The 17,063-nt window shown below is 64.2% G+C and carries 19 protein-coding genes; 7 read left to right on the plus strand and 12 right to left on the minus strand.

Annotated elements, in window-relative coordinates:
* The coding region (locus tag M511_RS17740; RefSeq protein WP_139824628.1) for a biotin/lipoyl-containing protein at positions 1–629 on the plus strand (629 nt) is incomplete at its 5' end.
* Positions 630–832: 203 nt separating this feature from the next.
* On the opposite strand, the gene M511_RS17745 is transcribed toward M511_RS17740, so the two are convergent.
* Positions 833–1,555, minus strand: coding sequence for a TIM barrel protein (locus M511_RS17745; protein WP_010398914.1), 723 nt, complete (start codon positions 1,553–1,555; stop codon positions 833–835).
* A 142-nt stretch (positions 1,556–1,697) separates the two neighbouring features.
* On the opposite strand from M511_RS17745, the gene M511_RS17750 reads away from it, so the two are divergent.
* Entirely contained in the window at positions 1,698–2,381 is a 684-nt protein-coding gene (locus tag M511_RS17750; protein WP_010398917.1) for a nitroreductase, read from the plus strand.
* 36 nt (positions 2,382–2,417) lie between these two features.
* On the opposite strand, the gene M511_RS17755 is transcribed toward M511_RS17750, so the two are convergent.
* Complete coding sequence (locus M511_RS17755) at positions 2,418–4,319, minus strand: potassium transporter Kup (protein WP_227493487.1); 1,902 nt, start codon at positions 4,317–4,319, stop codon at positions 2,418–2,420.
* Between the two features lie 113 nt (positions 4,320–4,432).
* Here M511_RS17755 and M511_RS17760 point away from each other — a divergent pair, with 113 nt between their 5' ends.
* Complete coding sequence (locus M511_RS17760; protein WP_085503051.1) at positions 4,433–5,983, plus strand: DUF4118 domain-containing protein; 1,551 nt, start codon at positions 4,433–4,435, stop codon at positions 5,981–5,983.
* On the plus strand, positions 5,980–6,678 hold the full coding sequence (locus tag M511_RS17765; protein WP_085503053.1) for a response regulator: 699 nt from the start codon (positions 5,980–5,982) through the stop codon (positions 6,676–6,678). The genes M511_RS17760 and M511_RS17765 overlap by 4 nt, the downstream gene beginning before the upstream one ends.
* 7 nt (positions 6,679–6,685) lie before the next feature.
* Here the strand turns inward: M511_RS17765 and M511_RS17770 are convergent, their stop codons facing one another.
* A complete protein-coding gene (locus M511_RS17770) occupies positions 6,686–7,159 on the minus strand; it encodes an Lrp/AsnC family transcriptional regulator (RefSeq protein WP_010398928.1) in 474 nt (157 codons plus the stop codon).
* 145 nt (positions 7,160–7,304) lie between these two features.
* On the opposite strand from M511_RS17770, the gene M511_RS17775 reads away from it, so the two are divergent.
* Together M511_RS17775 and M511_RS17780 are read left to right on the plus strand one after the other, a co-directional pair.
* Positions 7,305–7,556: a hypothetical protein gene (locus tag M511_RS17775; protein WP_085503055.1), complete on the plus strand. Its 252-nt coding sequence runs from the start codon at positions 7,305–7,307 to the stop codon at positions 7,554–7,556.
* On the plus strand, positions 7,540–7,875 hold the full coding sequence (locus M511_RS17780; RefSeq protein WP_010398933.1) for a hypothetical protein: 336 nt from the start codon (positions 7,540–7,542) through the stop codon (positions 7,873–7,875). The genes M511_RS17775 and M511_RS17780 overlap by 17 nt, the downstream gene beginning before the upstream one ends.
* Positions 7,876–7,979: 104 nt before the next feature.
* On the opposite strand, the gene M511_RS17785 is transcribed toward M511_RS17780, so the two are convergent.
* The 9 genes from M511_RS17785 to M511_RS17825 form a co-directional block, all read right to left on the minus strand.
* A complete protein-coding gene (locus M511_RS17785) occupies positions 7,980–9,314 on the minus strand; it encodes an FAD/NAD(P)-binding protein (RefSeq protein WP_085503057.1) in 1,335 nt (444 codons plus the stop codon).
* Positions 9,314–9,457, minus strand: a complete 144-nt coding sequence (locus tag M511_RS17790; RefSeq protein ID WP_010398937.1) for a hypothetical protein — start codon at positions 9,455–9,457, stop codon at positions 9,314–9,316. Before M511_RS17790 ends, M511_RS17785 begins: the two co-directional genes overlap by 1 nt.
* Before the next feature lie 32 nt (positions 9,458–9,489).
* A complete protein-coding gene (locus M511_RS17795; protein ID WP_010398940.1) occupies positions 9,490–10,095 on the minus strand; it encodes an RBBP9/YdeN family alpha/beta hydrolase in 606 nt (201 codons plus the stop codon).
* A gap of 172 nt (positions 10,096–10,267) precedes the next feature.
* Positions 10,268–11,698: an FAD/NAD(P)-binding protein gene (locus tag M511_RS17800; RefSeq protein WP_085503059.1), complete on the minus strand. Its 1,431-nt coding sequence runs from the start codon at positions 11,696–11,698 to the stop codon at positions 10,268–10,270.
* Positions 11,695–12,351: a 3,4-dihydroxy-2-butanone-4-phosphate synthase gene (ribB, locus tag M511_RS17805; RefSeq protein WP_085503062.1), complete on the minus strand. Its 657-nt coding sequence runs from the start codon at positions 12,349–12,351 to the stop codon at positions 11,695–11,697. Before ribB ends, M511_RS17800 begins: the two co-directional genes overlap by 4 nt.
* Positions 12,352–12,366: 15 nt before the next feature.
* On the minus strand, positions 12,367–13,230 hold the full coding sequence (locus tag M511_RS17810; RefSeq protein WP_085503064.1) for an amidohydrolase family protein: 864 nt from the start codon (positions 13,228–13,230) through the stop codon (positions 12,367–12,369).
* Positions 13,231–13,248: 18 nt separating this feature from the next.
* The gene (gene ssuD / locus M511_RS17815) at positions 13,249–14,376 is read right to left on the minus strand and encodes an FMNH2-dependent alkanesulfonate monooxygenase (protein WP_085503065.1); all 1,128 of its coding nucleotides are present in this window, start codon (positions 14,374–14,376) and stop codon (positions 13,249–13,251) included.
* Complete coding sequence (locus M511_RS17820; RefSeq protein ID WP_085503067.1) at positions 14,373–15,830, minus strand: LLM class flavin-dependent oxidoreductase; 1,458 nt, start codon at positions 15,828–15,830, stop codon at positions 14,373–14,375. Before M511_RS17820 ends, ssuD begins: the two co-directional genes overlap by 4 nt.
* A 21-nt stretch (positions 15,831–15,851) precedes the next feature.
* Positions 15,852–16,409, minus strand: coding sequence for an NAD(P)H-dependent oxidoreductase (locus M511_RS17825; protein WP_010398951.1), 558 nt, complete (start codon positions 16,407–16,409; stop codon positions 15,852–15,854).
* 381 nt (positions 16,410–16,790) lie between these two features.
* Here M511_RS17825 and M511_RS17830 point away from each other — a divergent pair.
* The coding region (locus tag M511_RS17830) for a transposase (protein ID WP_139824623.1) at positions 16,791–17,063 on the plus strand (273 nt) is incomplete at its 3' end.

The raw sequence follows: 17,063 nt of genomic DNA on the forward strand, positions 1-17,063 counted from the left end.
AGGCCCCGCTGACCGCCCGCCCGGGCGCGGCGATGCCGCCCGTGGATCTGGAGGCGACGCGCGCCGATCTGAGCCGTCAGCTAGAGGGCAAGCATGTCGATGATGAGGACCTGAACGGTTACCTGATGTATCCCAAGGTCTTTCTCGACTACATGGGCCGTCACCGGCAATACGGCCCGGTGCGGGCCCTGCCGACGCGGACCTTCTTCTATGGGATGGAACCCGGCGAAGAGATCGAGGCCGAGATCGATCCCGGCAAGACGCTGGAAATCCGCCTGCAAGCCATTGGCGAGACTGACGAACAGGGCGAAGTCAAAGTCTTTTTCGAACTGAACGGCCAGCCCCGGGTAATCCGGGTGCCGAACCGTCTGGTCAAATCGCAGACCACCTCGCGACCCAAGGCCGACCCGGCGAACGAGGGCCATCTCGGCGCCCCGATGCCCGGCGTCGTCGCCTCGGTCGCGGTCACCCAGGGGCAAAAGGTCAACCCCGGCGACCTGCTGCTGACCATCGAGGCCATGAAGATGGAAACCGCCATCCACGCCGACCGCGCCGGAGTGGTGAAAGCTCTTCACGTCCGGCCAGGCGAACAGATCGACGCAAAAGATCTCATGATCGAGATCGAGTAGCGGCCTGCCAACCCCGCCCCCGCCCGGCCCGGATCGCACCCGGGCGGGGGTTTCCATTCCGGGCTATGACTGGTTTAGCACGGGTCAGGCTGCGGCCGGGACCATGCATACCACGCATCACTTTGCGCATGGCCCATGATCATTACGCCGCCCGCTCGCGACCAAAGCGATGCCCACGCAAAAAAGTGCTGCCCCCGGGTGGGTCAGATACCCGCGGCACGCAGGCGCGCCAGATGGTCAGCCGGCGTGATCAGCGGTCGATACTCCAGCCCTGCCGCCGTACAACCCGTATCGGCAAAGCGGTGCAGGACCTCAGGCTCGGGCTCGTTGCGACCGGGGCATGACGCCGCCTGCACATGGCCTATCAAGGCCGTGTGGCGGGCCAGCGCCTCGGCGGCGTTCTGGGGACCCAGTTCGGTCGCGGCATGGAACCAGTCGAACATGACCCGGACGCGTGGCCCGAACAGGTCGGCAAGCTCCAGTCCGTGATCCAGCCGTGACAGGTGATAGCCGGGGACCGCCTCGGCGCAGATCGGCTCGATCAGGATCAGCCGGTCGGTGGCATCAAGGGCGCGGCGCAGGTTGGCGCGAAAGACCGCTTCGTCACCCGCGCCGCGCCCGGCAAGAACGTGTATCGCCCCCGCCCCGACCGCCACGGCCGCAACATGGGCAGCCGTCAGATCGGCAATAAAGTCAGCCTCATGCCCCGGCAAAGCAGCACAGCCGAAACTGTCACCCATGCGGATATTCAGCCCGCCGACCGTAAGCCCCAGTTCATCCAGCGCCGCAGCGATTCCAGAGGCATCGTGACGCTGGACCTCGTCATGGAACTCGACCCCGTCGAAACCTGCGGCCGAGGCGGCTGCAAGACGTTCGGGAAACGGCAGGTCGGCGAACAGAAAGCCGGTATTGGCAAGCAATCGCATCGGTATCCCCTTGTCACGGGCATCGTTGAACAAGGCTGAAAACCGCTCTGGCAGTAAAAGGCAAGACCGGGCGGCGACTTGACCCGCACCGGCGCTTCCGACAGGTTGCGCCCGCATCACCCATGACAAGGGCAGGACGGGAATGGTTCAGGACTTCGGCTCTCTTATGCGACGCCGGCGCTCGATCCGGGCCTATCTCGACAAGCCGGTCCCGCGCGCCGAGATTGAAGAGATCTGCCGCCTTGCGCGCACGGCCCCCAGCGGGGCCAACCTGCAACCCGGTCGCTTTCACGTCCTGACCGGCACCCCTTTGCGTAATCTGATCTCCGGGATCGACGCGGCGATCGGGGCTGGCGTGCCCGAGGCCACGGAATATTCATGGTTCCCCGAACCGATGCCGCCCGAGTTGCGCGAACGCCAGCGCGCGGCAGGTTATGCGCTGTATCAGGCGCTGGGTATCGCGCGACGCGACCTTGAGGGACGACGGCAGCAATTCCGCCGCAACTATGCCTTTTTCGGCGCTCCGGTCGGGGTGGTCGTCACCATTGACCGCCGGATGGGTGCGGGCTGTTTCATGGATTTGGGCATGTGCCTGATGGGATTTCTGCTCGCGGCTGAGGCGCGCGGACTGGGCGCAACCGGCATCGGTGCATTGGCAAATTACGGCCCGACCGTGCATCAGCTGCTGGATTTGGCAGCCGAGGAAATGGTCGTCTGCGGCATCGCGCTGGGTTTTCCCGATCACGAGGCACCCGAAAACCAGGTGCGCACTGCGCGCGAGGACCTGCCTGCCTATACCAGCTTTCGCGGCTTTCCCGATAGCTGAGGCCCGCGGCAGGTCCGCCCCGCCGCGGGCATGCACCTAGATATTCATCTGGGCACCGATCTCGACCACCCGCCCGGCGGGGATACGGAAATAGTCCGAGGCCCCGGCAGCGTTGCGCGACAGCGTGATGAACAGCCGCCCCTGCCAGCCCGGCATGCGGCTGCGGGTGGCAATGCGCAAGCGCTTGCGCGACAGGATGAAAGAGGTTGCCATAATGTCGAACTTCCACCCCTGACGGCGACATTGCAGCAGGGCGCGCGGGACATCCGGCTCCTCGGCATAGCCATAGATCAGCTCGACGCGGCGGAAACGCTCATCAATTTCCTCAATACGCACGCGCTCTGTCTGTGCCACCCGGGGGACCTCGGCCGTTGTGATCGTCAGGATCACGTTCTGCTCGTGCAGCGATTTGAAATGCTTCAGGCTATGAAGCAGCGCCGAAGGTGCAAGATCGGGGGTCGAAGTCAGAAACACCGCCGTCCCCGGCACCGTGGCAATCGAGCCTGACCTGTTCACCTGCTCAAGCAGGCTGGCCATCGGCAGCTCGGCCTCACGATCCTTGGCCAGCACAATGGCGGTGCCGCGCATCCAGCTTGTCATCAGGATCAGCATGGTCGCGGCAATGCCAAGCGACACATAGCCACCGTCGCTGATCTTGATCAGGTTCGCACCCAGAAAGGTCAGGTCCAGCACCAGAAAGGGCAGCATCATGCCGATGGACGCCCAGAGCGGCAGGCCCCAGTGCTTGCGCGCCACGACCATGGCCAGGATCGCCGTGACCACCATGGCCCCGGTCACGCTGATACCATAGGCCGAGGCAAGGCCCGACGAATTGCCAAAGGTCATCACCAGCGCCAGCACGGCAATCATCAGCCACAGATTGACGCCCGGCACAAAGATCTGGCCCTCATGTTCGTCCGAGGTGTGGCGGATTTTCATGCGCGGCAGCATACGCAGCTGCACCGCCTGACGGGTCAGCGAATAGGCGCCGGTAATAACTGCCTGACTGGCGATGATCGTAGCCATCGTGGCCAGGATCACCACCGGCAACAGCGCCCAGCCGGGAAAGAGGTGAAAAAACGGGTTCACCATCGCGGCGGGGTTGCTGAGCACCAGCGCACCCTGCCCGAAATAGGTCAGCGCCAGCGCCGGAAAAGCCACGAACAACCAAGCAAGCTGAATGGGTTTGCGGCCAAAATGGCCCATGTCGGCATAAAGCGCCTCGGCCCCGGTCACGGCCAGAAAGGCCGCGCCCAGAACGATCAGGCCAAGACGGCCGTTACCAAGAACGAAATTCAGCGCATGTATGGGGTTCAGCGCGGCAAGCACATCCGGATTACGGATGGTCCAGTTCAGCCCCGCTGCCGCCATGACCATGAACCAGATCAGCATGATCGGCCCGAACCAGCGCGCCACCGCCTGTGTGCCGTGGCTTTGCACCAGAAACAGACCGATGATGATGGCGATGGCCATGGGCTGGATGTAAGGATCAACGCCCGGCGTGACGAGCTTAAGCCCCTCGATCGCCGACAGGACCGAGATCGCGGGCGTAATCGTTGCATCGCCGTAAAACAGCGCCGCTCCGATCAGGCCAAGGACCAGAATCAGCCGGTTCGGCCGTCCCATGGCGCGCTGTGCCAGCGCCAGCAGCGACAGTGTGCCGCCCTCGCCCTCGTTATCAGCGCGCAGCAGGATCAGCACATATTTCGCCGTCACGATCAGCAGAAGTGTCCAGAGGATCAGCGACAAAAGACCCAGCACATCTTCACGCGCAACGCCCCCATGGGTGGCGCCTGCCGCTGCCATTGCCTCGCGAAAGGCATAAAGGGGCGACGTCCCGATATCGCCGTAAACAACGCCAAGAGCCGCCAGAGACAGCGACATCATCCCCGCTCGACGCGGCTGGGTGTCAGCGATTTGGGTATCCACACTTGCCATGGTTTCGCCTTATTGCACCGGAAGTCGTCCGGCCCGAGCGCGCAAGGTGGCGCAAAGCGGCGTAAGGGATCGACAGGGAAGATTGCCCGGCGCGTAAGGATTCCATAAAGACCATGGACAAGCGCCCGGCCCTCGCGCCAGATCCTGCCATGGAAAGTTTTGAGCCGCCCCGCCTGCCCCCCGACGACCGTCGCTGGATGACCACGCCGCGCCCCGGCGGAGTGCTGGGGGCGGCGCTTTTGTTGGCGCTGGTGGCCTTGGCGGCGGGGCAGCTGCGCGAGTTTCTGCCCGAGAATGTCTCGATCCTGCTGTTTCTGACCGCGGTTCTGATCAATGCCGCCGCCTTTGGCTTCTGGGTCGGAATTGCCAGTGCCCTTGGCGCCATCGCCGCTTTTAACTTTCTGTTCGTCGAGCCGCATTTCACGCTGCACATCTCTCGCCCGCATGATCTGGTGACCGTGGCTGTGTTCCTGCTGGCGGCCAGCCTGACCGGGCTGCTGGCGGGACGGCTGCGCGAACAGGTCGAGGCCGCCAAGACCCGTGCCGCAGCACTGGAGATGCTGTCACAGGCAAGCGCCGAACTTGCCGCCGTGACCGGGCCCGCCGAGGTGACGCGGATCGTGCTGCGCCATCTCAACCGTCTGTCCGAAGGACCGGCGGTCGCTCTTGCTCCGCAGGGCAATGGGCTGCATCTGATCGCCGCGTTGCCAGAAGGCTATGCCCCCGAACCGCGCGAACTTGATGCCGCGGACATTGCCTTTCGCCATGGCCGTGCCGAGCTGGCCCCCGCTCAGGGCTGGAATGGGCAGCGCCTCAGCTTTTATCCTTTACAGGTGGAAGGCAGCCCCGGCCCGGTGTTGGGCCACGCCCGGCTGGCACCCGACCGCCGTGACCGCGACCTGCGCGAACGCACGATCGAAGTCATGCTGCGTCAGGCCGAACAGGCCCTGCACCGCCTTTCCCTGGCCCAGGCCGCCGAGGCCGAGCGCCGCCGCGCGGCCGCCGAAGAAACGCGGGCAGCCTTGCTTGCCTCGCTGTCTCATGACCTGCGTACGCCCTTGGCAACGATCCTTGGCGCGGTCACGACCCTGCGCGAATTGGGCGTGACCTTGCCGCCCGACTCGCAGGCCGATCTGTTGGCAGCAATCGAGGAAGAGGCCGAACGGCTGGCCCGCTATGTCGAAAAGCTGCTGCAGCTTACCCGGCTTAACGCCGGGATTGCAGCGCAGATGACCTGGGTCGATGCGGGCGATGCTGCGCAGGCGGCGGTGGCCCGCGCCCGCCGTGCATGGCCCGATGCCCAGATCCTTGCCGAGACCGGCGATCTGCCCATGATAAGGGCCGAGGCGGGTTTGCTTGAGCAATCAGTCTTTAACCTTGTTGAAAACGCGGTGAAATATGCCCCCGGCCCGATCCGCGTCACCGGCACGGTCGATGGAGATGAGCTGGTCCTTGCCGTTCTGGACCATGGCCCCGGCCTGCCGCCTGCGGTCGCAAACTGGCTGGGTCAGGACGGGCTGACCGGCGCCCCTGCGGGGGCCGGGTTGGGGCTGCCGATCTGCAAGGGCATTGCCCGGACGCTGGGGGGGCGGCTGACTGCGTCCCGCGATGGCGCGGGCGCAAAACTTGCGCTGCGCCTGCCAATCCCGGAGGCCGCCGCATGAGGGAACGTCAGCTTATCCTCGTCGTCGATGATGAGCCGCAGATCCAGCGCTTTCTTGGCCATGCGCTGGTTGCAGCGGGCTATGACATCTGCCTTGCCGGTTCGGGGACCGAGGCGCTGGCCCAGGCCATGGCGCAAGAGCCCGATCTGATGATCCTTGACCTAGGCCTGCCCGACATGAACGGCAAAGAGGTGATCGAGCGGCTGCGGCTGCGCCTGGACCTGCCGGTTATCGTGCTGTCGGCCCATGATCAGGAAATGGAAAAGATCATGGCGCTGGATCTAGGTGCGGATGATTTCGTGCCCAAGCCCTTTGGCATCGGCGAGCTGCTGGCGCGGATGCGCGCCTGCCTGCGTCCGCGCCGCACCGCCCGCACCGAGGTGATCAGTCAGGACGGGCTGCTGATCGACCTTACCGCCCATCAGGTCAGCCGCGATGGCGAGCTGCTGCGACTGACGCCCAAAGAGTTCGACCTGCTTGCGGCGCTGGCCGGTAATGCCGGGCGGGTGATGACCCATCGCAAGCTTTTGCAACTGGTATGGGGGCCGGCCCATGTCGATGACGTGCCCTATCTGCGCGTCTTTATCGGCCAGTTGCGTCAAAAGCTTGAACGCGACCCGGCCCGGCCGGAACTGATCCTGACCGAGCCGGGCGTCGGCTATCGCTGGGCACGATCCGAACGCGGAACCGCGTGATCGCCTTCTAGCGGTTGCGGGTATCAACCGGATAGGCGGTGCTGAAGCGGATACGCTCCATCGCGAAATGCGAGGTGACGTTCTTGATCGGTACCGCATCCGTCAGCCGTTTGTAGAACTGATCAAAGGCCGCCATGTCCGGCACCGCCACGCGCAGCATGTAATCCATGCGCCCGGCCATACGATAAACCTCCATGATCTCGGGCAGGCTTGACGTGGCACGGGTGAATTCCTCGCGCCATTCCATCGAGTGGTTGGGGGCCTCGATCTCGACAAAGACCAGTATGCCGAAGCCAAGCTTGGCCGGATCGGCCAGCGCCACCCGCCCGGTCAGGACGCCCTGCGCCTCAAGCTTCTGGATCCGCTTCCAGCAGGGCGTCTGGGACAGGCCCACCTTTTCGGCGATCTGCGATATCGGCAGGGTCGCATCATGCATCAGTTCCGCAACAATCTTGCGGTCGATCAGGTCCAGATCCGGCATTTCTGTTTTCGCCCTTTTCGCGTCCGGGGAATCGGCTTCTTCGACAGGCGCTAGAATAACTATATTGCCGATCTGTTCAATCGTGTATTATACTTCCCTGCAGCAATGACACCCTGAACGAATCTGCGAACGGGAGAACATGCACATGAACCAGTTCATCGCCACCGACGGAGCCGAAAACAGGGCCGAAGGGGAGCAGCTGTTTTCTGTGCGCCTCATCGACCGCAGGACGGGTGAGGTGCCTAGTGTGAACGGCATCCCGCTGAGCATCCTGACCCATTCGCCGCGTTCGACGGTGGCGGATTTCATGCGGGGCCGGAACCGGCAGCTGTGGCGCGCCGAGGTCGAACCGGTCAATTCGCCCGGCGGAGGCGCCCGCCATGGTGCAACCCCCTGATACCCTGATCGACCGCCTTTTCTTTCTGACAACCAGCCGCTCCGGGCCGGTAATGCCCGACGCTCTTCTTTTACCGGAGCCGGACTGGAACATTCGCCGCGCCGGGCCACGCTGGTATGCGATCTGGTCGAACGACCGCGCGCGCCTGCAACGGCTGCGGGTCCTGCTTTTGCCGCAGGATTGGTCAGGACTGAACTCCCGCCAGCAGATGGCGCTGATCGCTGAACAATTGCGACCTGGCACGATCCCCTCTGCCCTGTGCCTGCCCCTGCGCGAAGGCAAGAGCCTGCTGCGCAGCGCCCTGTCCCGGCGGCTGTAGCCTGTGCCAGAATGGCGATGCCCTGCCGCACCCAAGGGTCAGCGGCAGGGCTCTGGGCTTTTGTCCTTTGCTTGGCAATGGCAGGCATCATGGCCCTGCGTGCTTTAGCCCACGGTCTCGGGCAGCCGGTCAAACAGATCCGCCAGCCGCGCGCATTGCACCCGAATGTCGGGGATCGCCGTGATTTCCCACAGCGCAGCGCGGGCACAGGGGCCGATGGCGAAAACCCGCTGCGACACGGTGCCGTCACGCGCGATCAGCCGCGCATCACGCGTCGTGTCCAGCCCGAGTCGAAGCGCATCAAGCCGCCCCCGTCCGCTGGTGATCAGCTCTTGCACAACCGGGGCACTGTCAGTCTCGGGGTCGCGGCGGATGCCACGGCAGTCGATGGCATGACCCGCAGGCAGCAGACGCGGCCCCCCGGCAGTCAGGACCTCGACCCCCTCGGGCGTCATCTGACGGAAGCGCGCTTTCAGGACCTGCAACTGGCCGCGCTCTCGCGCTGCTCCGATCAGCGCCGCGGACTGGGGCGGCATGCGGTGGCGATGAACCTCCCACCACGAGGCGCCATGACGCAGAAAGCGGCGGCGGCTATCTTCGTCCCAGCTTTGCCAGATTGCACTGACATGGGGGCGCAGCCCGTCCAGCACATCACGCCAGCCAAGGCCCTCGGCCCCGATCGCGCGAATGCGCGCGCGCAGCCAGCGCAGTACCTGGCTGACCGGGGCGCCCAGCGGGATCTCATCCGTCGCGATGGGCGCGGCGTGACTTGTGGCATGAGCGCGCGGCAAAAGCCCGCGGCGCGACAGGCAGGTGATGCGCCCGCGATGCCCGCGCCCCAGCAGAGATACGACATGATCGACCATCGACAGCCCGGTGCCGACGATTACGACATCGGTGTCCGCACTGGCCGGAGGGGTAAAGTCCCAGCCACCGCGCATCCCTTGTGGCGGGTGCTGGGGCACGGCATGGCCGGTGGCCAGAATGGCGAGGTGGCCGGTAATGGTGCTGCCATCGTCCAGCACGGCACGCACGCTGCCCGGCCCCTCTTCCAGGCGCAGGCATTCCTGACGGCGGCAGGTCAGCCGGTCCCGGCCCCATGTCGCCAAAAGGCTTTCGAGGTAGCGCCCGTAAGTCGAGCGACCAACGAAACAATCCGGCGTAGCCTCAGGTGCGGCGCCTGCGTCATGCAGCCAGCGCAGAAAATGCTCGGGGTCGTCGGGAAAGGCGCTCATGTTATGAACGCGCGTGTTCAGCAGGTGATTGGGATTGTCGGTCGAATAGGCGATGCCGCAACCCAGAGTGCGGGATTTTTCGATCATGCTGATGCGCAGCGCGGGATTGTTGCGCAACAGATGGGCGGCGGCCAGCACACCGCTGGCGCCGCCGCCGATGATAAGAATATGACGGCTGCCGTCCTGCAAGAATTGACCGTCCATCACATCACCATCAGACAAAGAAAGACCAAAGCCCAGAACACGGCGAGCGCCTGGCCCAGCCGGCTTTCTTCGCGGTCGGACAGCACTTCACCTTCCTGGGAAAGAAAGGCGATGAACCCCGGGTCGTAAGCGGTGCCATACATCGGTCGGTCCTTTCGATCTGCTTTGGGGGGCGTCAAACCTGCAGCGCCGGCTGTTTCAGCCAGCCTTGCGGCACCGGCACGGGCCGGGGCGGCATCTGTTTCGCAATCGTCTCGGTCGCGACCTCGGGCAAAAGCGCGCGCAGCAGGCGACCCTGAGGCCAGGGCCCATAACCCGAGGCGACGTTGATATGCCCCGCCGCGCCCAGATCGACAAAAGACGCCCTCCACACCCGCGCCAGATCGCGCGCGCGGTCGAACTCCATCCAGCTGTCGTTGCGGCTGGCAACCACGATGGTCGGCACCGGTAGCGGTGCTTCGGGGATCTTGCCAAAGACCGCAGTGCGCGGATCGCGGCCGGGCTCGGCCGGGGCGACAAGCAGCGCCCCGCCAACCTTGAGCTGCGGCCATTGCAACAGCAGCTTGACCGCCGCGATCGCCCCCAGCGAATGGCCGACAAGAACCGCGCCGGGATGCGCCAGCAAAGCGCCGGCGATCTCGGTCAGCCATTGGTCGGGCGAGGGTCGTGACCACGAGGCCTGCTCGACCATCACCGAATTCGGATCGGTTTGTGCCCACCAGTGTTGCCAATGCGGCGCAGGCGAACCGTCAAGACCGGGGAGAAGTAATGTGCGAATCATGGGCTTTCTCCTTCCAGTAAATATCTATCATGTTAGTCGAGTTTTTGGGTTCCAAATCTCGTGCTGGATGAAGAAAATAATTCTATGCCCGGTTGCGGTCTGCAAAACGTGACAAGCCCCACCATGCGACTGCATGGCAGGGGCTGTAATGCGCAAGATGGCGGTCAGAGGATCAGAGGTCGGCGTCCTGCAAGCTGCGCTCAGCGCGGGCAAGACTTGCGGCCAGACGCGCGGCAACCAGCTCGGCATGGGCGGTCACTTCGGGCACGCCCATCAACTCGCCCACATGGCTGCGTGCAAGCGGACCAGCCACAAGGATGCCGGGCGTCGGCTGGCCGTTGCTGCCGACTGCAAGGCACCCCTCAGTCACGTCAAGCCCCAACCGCAGGGCATCCGGCCTGACCAGCCCGGCATCTGCCAGCGAGGCAAGGACAGGCGAGCTATGCAAGATGCTGTCATGTGCCGGGCCGGTGGCAAGGATCACCCTGTCGAAACGCCCGCGCCCGGTCTTGCCGCCCCGGGTACGCCATTCGACCCAAAGGCCGGTGTCATCCTGCTGCGCCGACTGCAGCCGGGCGGCAAGGATGCGCAACCGCGAATGGTCGATCAGCCGGTCCAGAACCCCGGCGACCTGCGGCGCTATGCGAAACCGATGAACGTCCCACCAGACCCGCAGCTTTTTCAGCAGCCGCGCGCGTTGGGCAAGATCCAGCGCCGCCCAGATCGCGGGTCCGTCCCGGCGCACATTGTCAAGCGTCGCCTGCCAGGGCAGCCCGGCCCCGATATCAAGACGCACGGCGGCGCGGATATTGCGCAGCAGTTCAAGCGCGCTGCGGGCAGGCCGGGTTGCGAAGTCCGAGGGCGACTCGGGGTAGCCGAAAACATGACCGCGCGAACGCAACCCACGCCGCGATAGCGCCGTGATGCGACCCTGAAAGCCCTGCCGGTCAAGACTTGCGATCACGTCAGCGGCGGTCAGTCCGGTGCCGACCACCAGCACCTCGCCATCCTCTGCTGCGACTTGTGATATCCGCCCCGCCTGCGCGCTGTCGGCGATCAGCCGGGGCGAGCCCTCCAGATCGCGAAACGCCTGAGGGATGCCGGGCGGCGGATGACCCGATGCGATCACCAGCAGATCGGCCTCAAGCTCGGTGCCGTCCTGGCAAAAGATGCAAAAACGCTCGCCGCGATGGACCCAGGTCGCGACGCTTTGCACATGCCGCACCTGCCCAGAAGCCAGCAGCGGCGCAAGGTTGTCGCTGACATAGTCGGCCACCAGTCCGCGCTGCGGGAAAAGCCCGCCGCCCTCGGCCTCGGTGCCCGGCGAAAGATCGGGGCGCGCTGCCTCGATCCATTTCTGCAAACCGCCCTCATCCGCGCAATCCATGGTCATGCGCGCGGCGGGAACGTTGATGCGATGGCTGGGATCGGCGGTCGAATAGGCCAGCCCCTGCCCCAGTTTCGGACGCGGCTCAATCACCACGATCTGTGCCGGGGCCGTCACGGCACGGGCCAGATGCCAGGCGACACTGGCCCCGGTAAAGCCGCCGCCGATAATGGCAACGACCGGAGTTTCAGCGGGGTTATTGGCAGGCGCGCTCATGCCACCTCGGCGATCCGCGGGGCCTCGGCCGCCAGGGCACGACGCCATGCGACAAGTTCGGTGATCGCAAGAATGGGTAGATTATGGCGCTGTGCGAACTCTTCAAGTGCCCGGCCGCGCATCATGCTGCCGTCATCATTGACCAGTTCGGCCAGAACGCCAACACCGGGCAGGCCGGCATGGGTCACCAGTTCCCACGCGGCTTCGGTATGGCCGGGTCGGGCCAGAACGCCTTCGGGGCGGGCGCGCAGGGGGAACATATGGCCGGGGCGGCGCAAGGCCGCCGGATCGGGACGACCGGCAAGGGTGCGCAGGGTCAGCAGGCGGTCCTCGGCCGAAACACCGGTGCCGCAGGCCGCCGCATCGCAACTGACAGTATAGGCGGTGCCGTTCGGGTCCTGATTGCCCTGTGCCATCGGCGGCAGATCAAACGCCGCACAACGCGCCGGGTCCATGGCCGCGCAAAGAATGCCGGTCGTGTGCCGGACCATAAAGGCCACTTCGCGCACCCCGATGGCCGAGGCCGCACCGATCAGGTCGCCCTCATTCTCGCGGTCCTCATCATCGGTGACGATGACCAGCCGACCGGCGGCGATTTCGGCAATCGCCGCGCGGATACGGGCATCAAGTCGATCGAAAGATGTCGCAGTCATCTGGGCTCCTTCGCGTCAGGCCGGGCCGAGGCCAAGCAACCTTACGGCATTATCGTGGAAAAAGCGCGGCAGGACATCCTCGCGCAGTCCCAGCCGGACAGCGTCCTGAATGCTCTGACGGATCGGCCGGAAGGGATAGGACGAGCCGAACAGCAGCTGATCGCCCAGAAAGCCGTTCGCCGCCTCGACATAGGCGCCGCCGCCCGCCTGAAACAGATACATGTCAGGGATGACATGGATGTTCTCATAGCGGAATGCGAGGCCAAGGATGTCCTGCACATTCGGCCAATAGCCGTGAAAGACACCGATTTTCAGCTTGGGAAAATTGCGCGCCACCGCCGCAAGCCCGGCCGGATCGTTAAAGCGCGGGTCGGGCGTGGTCGGCCCGCTCATCACAAAGATCGGGACGCCCTCGGCCTCGGCCCATTCATAGACGGGCAGATAGGCGGGGTCGTCGGGATGCCGGGGCGGGGTGCCAAAGCCGGGCTCGACATCTATACCGCGCAGGCCAAGCGTCTGGATGGCGCGACGCGCCTCGGCAATGGCCACATCCGTGCCCTGAATGACCGGATCGACCGAGCCAATGCCGGTCAAGCGCGCGGGATCAAGGTCGACGATACGCGCAATCTCATCATTCGGAATATGCTGACTGGGCGTGTGGCGGCCAACGACAACTGCACGGGTCAGATCAGCGTCGCGGACCTCATCCAGAAACCCCCCGGGCGTGGATGAGCGGGTAAAATGCTCATCATCGCCAAGAGTGCCGACACGGCGGTTAAGCCAGCGCACGGTATCGTAATCCGCCGTTCCCGGGGTCCTGCCGAAAAAGTCGTGCAGGAATGCCGGGCGGCAGCGCATGTCAATGACGGGAAAGGTCATGATTTTCTCACAAGATCGTCACGAAGCGGCACGGGCGCGAATGTCAAACGCACCGCCGGTCTGGCTGCTGCGCTGCAAGGTCACGGCATCCTTGCCAAGCAGGGGAAAGACCAGTTCGGCAAAGCGGATCGCCTCTTCCAGATGGGGATAGCCGGACATGACAAAGGTCTCGATGCCCAGATCCTTATATTCCTGCATCCGTGCTGCCACGGTGCCGGGGTCGCCGACCAGAGCCGTGCCTGCACCACCACGCACCAGTCCGACCCCGGCCCAGAGATTTGGCGCAATCTCCAGCTTGTCGCGGCGACCCCCGTGCAACGCCGCCATGCGACGCTGCCCGACTGAATCCATTTTCGCATAGTTCGCCTGTGCCCGGGCGATGTCCTCATCTGTCAGACGACTGATCAGGCGATCGGCTGCGGCCCATGCCTCGGCCTCGGTCTCGCGCACGATGGCGTGCAGACGGATGCCAAAGCGAACCTTGCGGCCATGCTTTGCCGCCCGCGCCCGCACATCGGCGATCTTTTCCGCGACCGCCGCCGGGGGTTCGCCCCAGGTCAGATAGGCATCGACATGCTTGCCGGCAAGCTCATGCGCGGCCTCGGACGAGCCGCCGAAATATAGCGGAGGCCAGGGCTTTTGCGGGCCGGGATGAAAGTTCCTGGCGCCCTCGACCCGGACATGGCGGCCATGGAAATCGACCGTCTCGCCCTCCATCAGCCGTTTCCAGACGGTCAGGAACTCATCCGCATTCTCATACCGGCCGTCATGGCTGAAAAAGGCGCCGTCAGCCGCAAGCTCACGCGGGTCACCGCCCGGCACGACGTTCAAAAGCAGCCGTCCCCCCAGCGCCTCGTCCAAAGCAGCCGCCTGCCGCGCCGCGACGGTCGGACCGCTGATCGAGGTACGCAATGCGACCAGCAGTTTGACCCGCTGCGTCACCGGCGCAAGCGCCGCCGCGACCACCCAAGGGTCAAGACAGCTTGCCCCGGTCGGGATCAGCATGCCGTCATAGCCCAGCCTGTCAACGGTGGTGCCGATATCGCGCAGATAGGCGCTGGTCGGCGGGCGACCGAAATCCGAAGTGCCAAGATAGCGCGTGTCGCCCGAGGTCGGCAGGAACCAGAAAATCTCGGGGGTCGTCATTCCGCAGCCTCCGTGCGATGCAGCTCTTTTCCATCAAATGCGGTGGGCCGGCTGGCGTCGGCGACGCTTTCACGGCCGATGTAATACTGGCGCCAATGCGCGGCGGGGTGGCTGTCACGCACCCGGCCATCCTGATCGCCAAGCAGCTTTTCACGCAGCGTGCCCGGCGCATATCGGGTCTGTACCCGGCCACGCTTGCGCAGTTCCGGCACCACGAAGTCAATGAAATCGGTGGTCGAGGCCGGGGTTACCGCATAGGCAAGGTTGAACCCGTCCACGCCACCTTCATCGACCCATTTTTCAAGCTCATCCGCGATGGTCTGCGGACCCCCGACCAGCACCGGCCCCAGCCCGCCAATCGCGCGGCGGTGGACCACATCGCGCACCGTCCAGGCCTCGCCATCTGCGGCGAGAGATTCCAGCGTTGTGCGCAGACTGTCGTTTTCGACCGCCGTCAGCGGGGTATCAGGGTCAAGGGACGAAAAATCGGGCCCGGTCCAGCCACCGTAAAGCGCCAGCATACCGTCGGCACTGGCATAGCTGAGATATTCCTCATACTTGCGCTGCGCTGCCTCGTCGGTCGGGCCGGTGATGACGGTCAGAAGCGTAAAGATCTTCAGCGCGTCCGGCTCACGCCCTGCTTCTGCCACCTCGGCGCGGATCGCATCGGTCAGCCTGCGCGCCGTCTCGGGCGAGGTTGCCAGCACGAACATCGCCTCGGCATGGCGCGCCGCGAACTGCCGCCCGCGCGAGCTTGCACCTGCCTGAAAGATGACAGGGGTACGCTGCGGCGAAGGTTCTGACAGGTGAAAGCCAGGCACCTTGAAATATTCGCCCTCATGCCGGATCGGGTGAACCTTGCTTGCGTCCGTGAAAACGCCGCTTTCCTTGTCGCGCAGGACAGCCCCGTCTTCCCAGCTGCCTTCCCACAGCTTGTAGGTGACCTCCATATATTCTTCGGCCAGATCATAGCGGGCGTCATGGGCGATCTGCCGGTCCAGCCCGATATTGCGCGCCGCACTGTCGAGATACGAGGAAACCACGTTCCACGCCACGCGCCCCTTGGTCAGGTGGTCCAGCGTCGAAAGACGGCGCGCCAGCAGATAGGGATGCTCGAACGTCACCGCCGCGGTGATGCCAAAGCCAAGGTTCCTGGTCACCGCTGCCATGGCCGAAATCGCACCAAAGGGATCGTTTACCGGCACCTGTGCCGCATCATGCAACGCCGCTTCGGCCGAGCCGCGATAGACGTCATAGACCCCCACGACATCGGCAATAAAGAGCGCGTCGAAATGGCCGCGCTCAAGCTCGATGGCCAGATTGGTCCAGTATTCCAGATCGTTATAGCGCGACGCCTGGCTGGAAGGATGCCGCCATGTCCCCGCAGCCTGATGGCTGACGCAGGTCATGTCAAAGGCATTGAGGATGATACGTTTTTTCTTGGCATTGCTCATGACGGACCACTCGGACAGGGATTAACCGACAGCGCGCAGGGGCGCGCTTTGAAAGCGGGGCAGATGCGGGGCAAACTGGCTGACCGCACGATCAAGACGGGCAATGGCCGCCTCTGAGGTCAGCCCGTCGCTGCCAAAATCCGACGAAGAGGCATAAAGCCCCGTCGCCAGCGTATGGGCCTCAAAAAAGCCGAAAACCGGGCGCAGCTGATGCTCGATCACCAGGGCATGGCGGTCGCCGCCGCCGGTCGCCGCCAGCAGCACCGGCTTGCCGGCCAGCGCAGCGGGATCAATCAGGTCAATGAAATGTTTGAAAAGGCCGGTATAGCTGCCCTTGTAGACCGGGCTTGCGACGATCAGCGCGTCAGCGGCCAGAAATTCGTCGATATGGTGCTGATGGGGGCCATCCTGCGGCTGGCGCAGTGATCCGAAATCCGGTCCAAGGTCTGAAATGTCGAAAACATGCGCACTACCACCAAAACGCGCAATGGCGCGGCTGGCCGCCTCTTCGATCAGGATGCGGGTTTTCGAGGGTTGGCTCCACGAGCCGGCAAAGGCGGCGAAACGGGGTCCGGACATGAGTTCTCCACGAAAAGACGACTCGATTGCTAGTGATAGACATAGGGGGTGGGTCCACGCCCGGCCATTCCAAAGCCGGGCCGCCCAATAGGTGAAAATCACCGTCTTCACCCCAGATCAGAGAAAAGGCTATCTCTGTCGTCCCGGATGACTTACAGCCAAAACCTCCCGCGATCTCCCGCTATCGCCCCGTTTTCCCTGCTTATTTCACAAGTCCCGGCACCCGTTTTTCAGTGCTGCAACGCATCAGGGTCTGGGCCGCCGCCCCCCCCAAAAGGTCGGATCTCTGCCCCGGAACAACCGATATAGCGGCCTTAGGGTCAGGACCCATTGATTTACGCTTGTCGGCGTGATTCACGGTTCGAAAATCGAGCGGTGAACATGTCTGATCTTTTCTGGCTGACGGATGCGCAGATGGCGCGCCTGGAGCCCTTCTTCCCGAAGTCCCATGGCAAACCTCGCGTTGACGATCGACGCGTGCTGAGTGGCATTATCTTCGTCAATCGCAATGGTTTAAGGTGGCGCGACGCACCAAGTGCGTACGGCCCACATAAGACGCTCTACAACCGCTGGAAGCGTTGGAGCGACAAAGGCATCTTCGCGAAGATGATGGCGGGGCTGGCCGCCAAGCACGGTGAGAAGAAGACTGTGATG

Origin of the sequence: Paracoccus sp. J56 (genome assembly GCF_019633685.1) — a bacterium.
Lineage (GTDB): Bacteria > Pseudomonadota > Alphaproteobacteria > Rhodobacterales > Rhodobacteraceae > Paracoccus > Paracoccus kondratievae.

Bases quoted from the DNA above. Each gene is read 5' to 3' on its own strand.
- M511_RS17745 (WP_010398914.1), bottom strand. From the start codon at position 1,555: ATGCGATTGCTTGCCAATACCGGCTTTCTGTTCGCCGACCTGCCGTTT.
- M511_RS17750 (WP_010398917.1), top strand. From the start codon at position 1,698: ATGGTTCAGGACTTCGGCTCTCTTATGCGACGCCGGCGCTCGATCCGG.
- M511_RS17755 (WP_227493487.1), bottom strand. From the start codon at position 4,319: ATGGCAAGTGTGGATACCCAAATCGCTGACACCCAGCCGCGTCGAGCG.
- M511_RS17760 (WP_085503051.1), top strand. From the start codon at position 4,433: ATGGACAAGCGCCCGGCCCTCGCGCCAGATCCTGCCATGGAAAGTTTT.
- M511_RS17765 (WP_085503053.1), top strand. From the start codon at position 5,980: ATGAGGGAACGTCAGCTTATCCTCGTCGTCGATGATGAGCCGCAGATC.
- M511_RS17770 (WP_010398928.1), bottom strand. From the start codon at position 7,159: ATGCCGGATCTGGACCTGATCGACCGCAAGATTGTTGCGGAACTGATG.
- M511_RS17775 (WP_085503055.1), top strand. From the start codon at position 7,305: ATGAACCAGTTCATCGCCACCGACGGAGCCGAAAACAGGGCCGAAGGG.
- M511_RS17780 (WP_010398933.1), top strand. From the start codon at position 7,540: ATGGTGCAACCCCCTGATACCCTGATCGACCGCCTTTTCTTTCTGACA.
- M511_RS17785 (WP_085503057.1), bottom strand. From the start codon at position 9,314: ATGGACGGTCAATTCTTGCAGGACGGCAGCCGTCATATTCTTATCATC.
- M511_RS17790 (WP_010398937.1), bottom strand. From the start codon at position 9,457: ATGTATGGCACCGCTTACGACCCGGGGTTCATCGCCTTTCTTTCCCAG.
- M511_RS17795 (WP_010398940.1), bottom strand. From the start codon at position 10,095: ATGATTCGCACATTACTTCTCCCCGGTCTTGACGGTTCGCCTGCGCCG.
- M511_RS17800 (WP_085503059.1), bottom strand. From the start codon at position 11,698: ATGAGCGCGCCTGCCAATAACCCCGCTGAAACTCCGGTCGTTGCCATT.
- ribB (WP_085503062.1), bottom strand. From the start codon at position 12,351: ATGACTGCGACATCTTTCGATCGACTTGATGCCCGTATCCGCGCGGCG.
- M511_RS17810 (WP_085503064.1), bottom strand. From the start codon at position 13,230: ATGACCTTTCCCGTCATTGACATGCGCTGCCGCCCGGCATTCCTGCAC.
- ssuD (WP_085503065.1), bottom strand. From the start codon at position 14,376: ATGACGACCCCCGAGATTTTCTGGTTCCTGCCGACCTCGGGCGACACG.
- M511_RS17820 (WP_085503067.1), bottom strand. From the start codon at position 15,830: ATGAGCAATGCCAAGAAAAAACGTATCATCCTCAATGCCTTTGACATG.
- M511_RS17825 (WP_010398951.1), bottom strand. From the start codon at position 16,409: ATGTCCGGACCCCGTTTCGCCGCCTTTGCCGGCTCGTGGAGCCAACCC.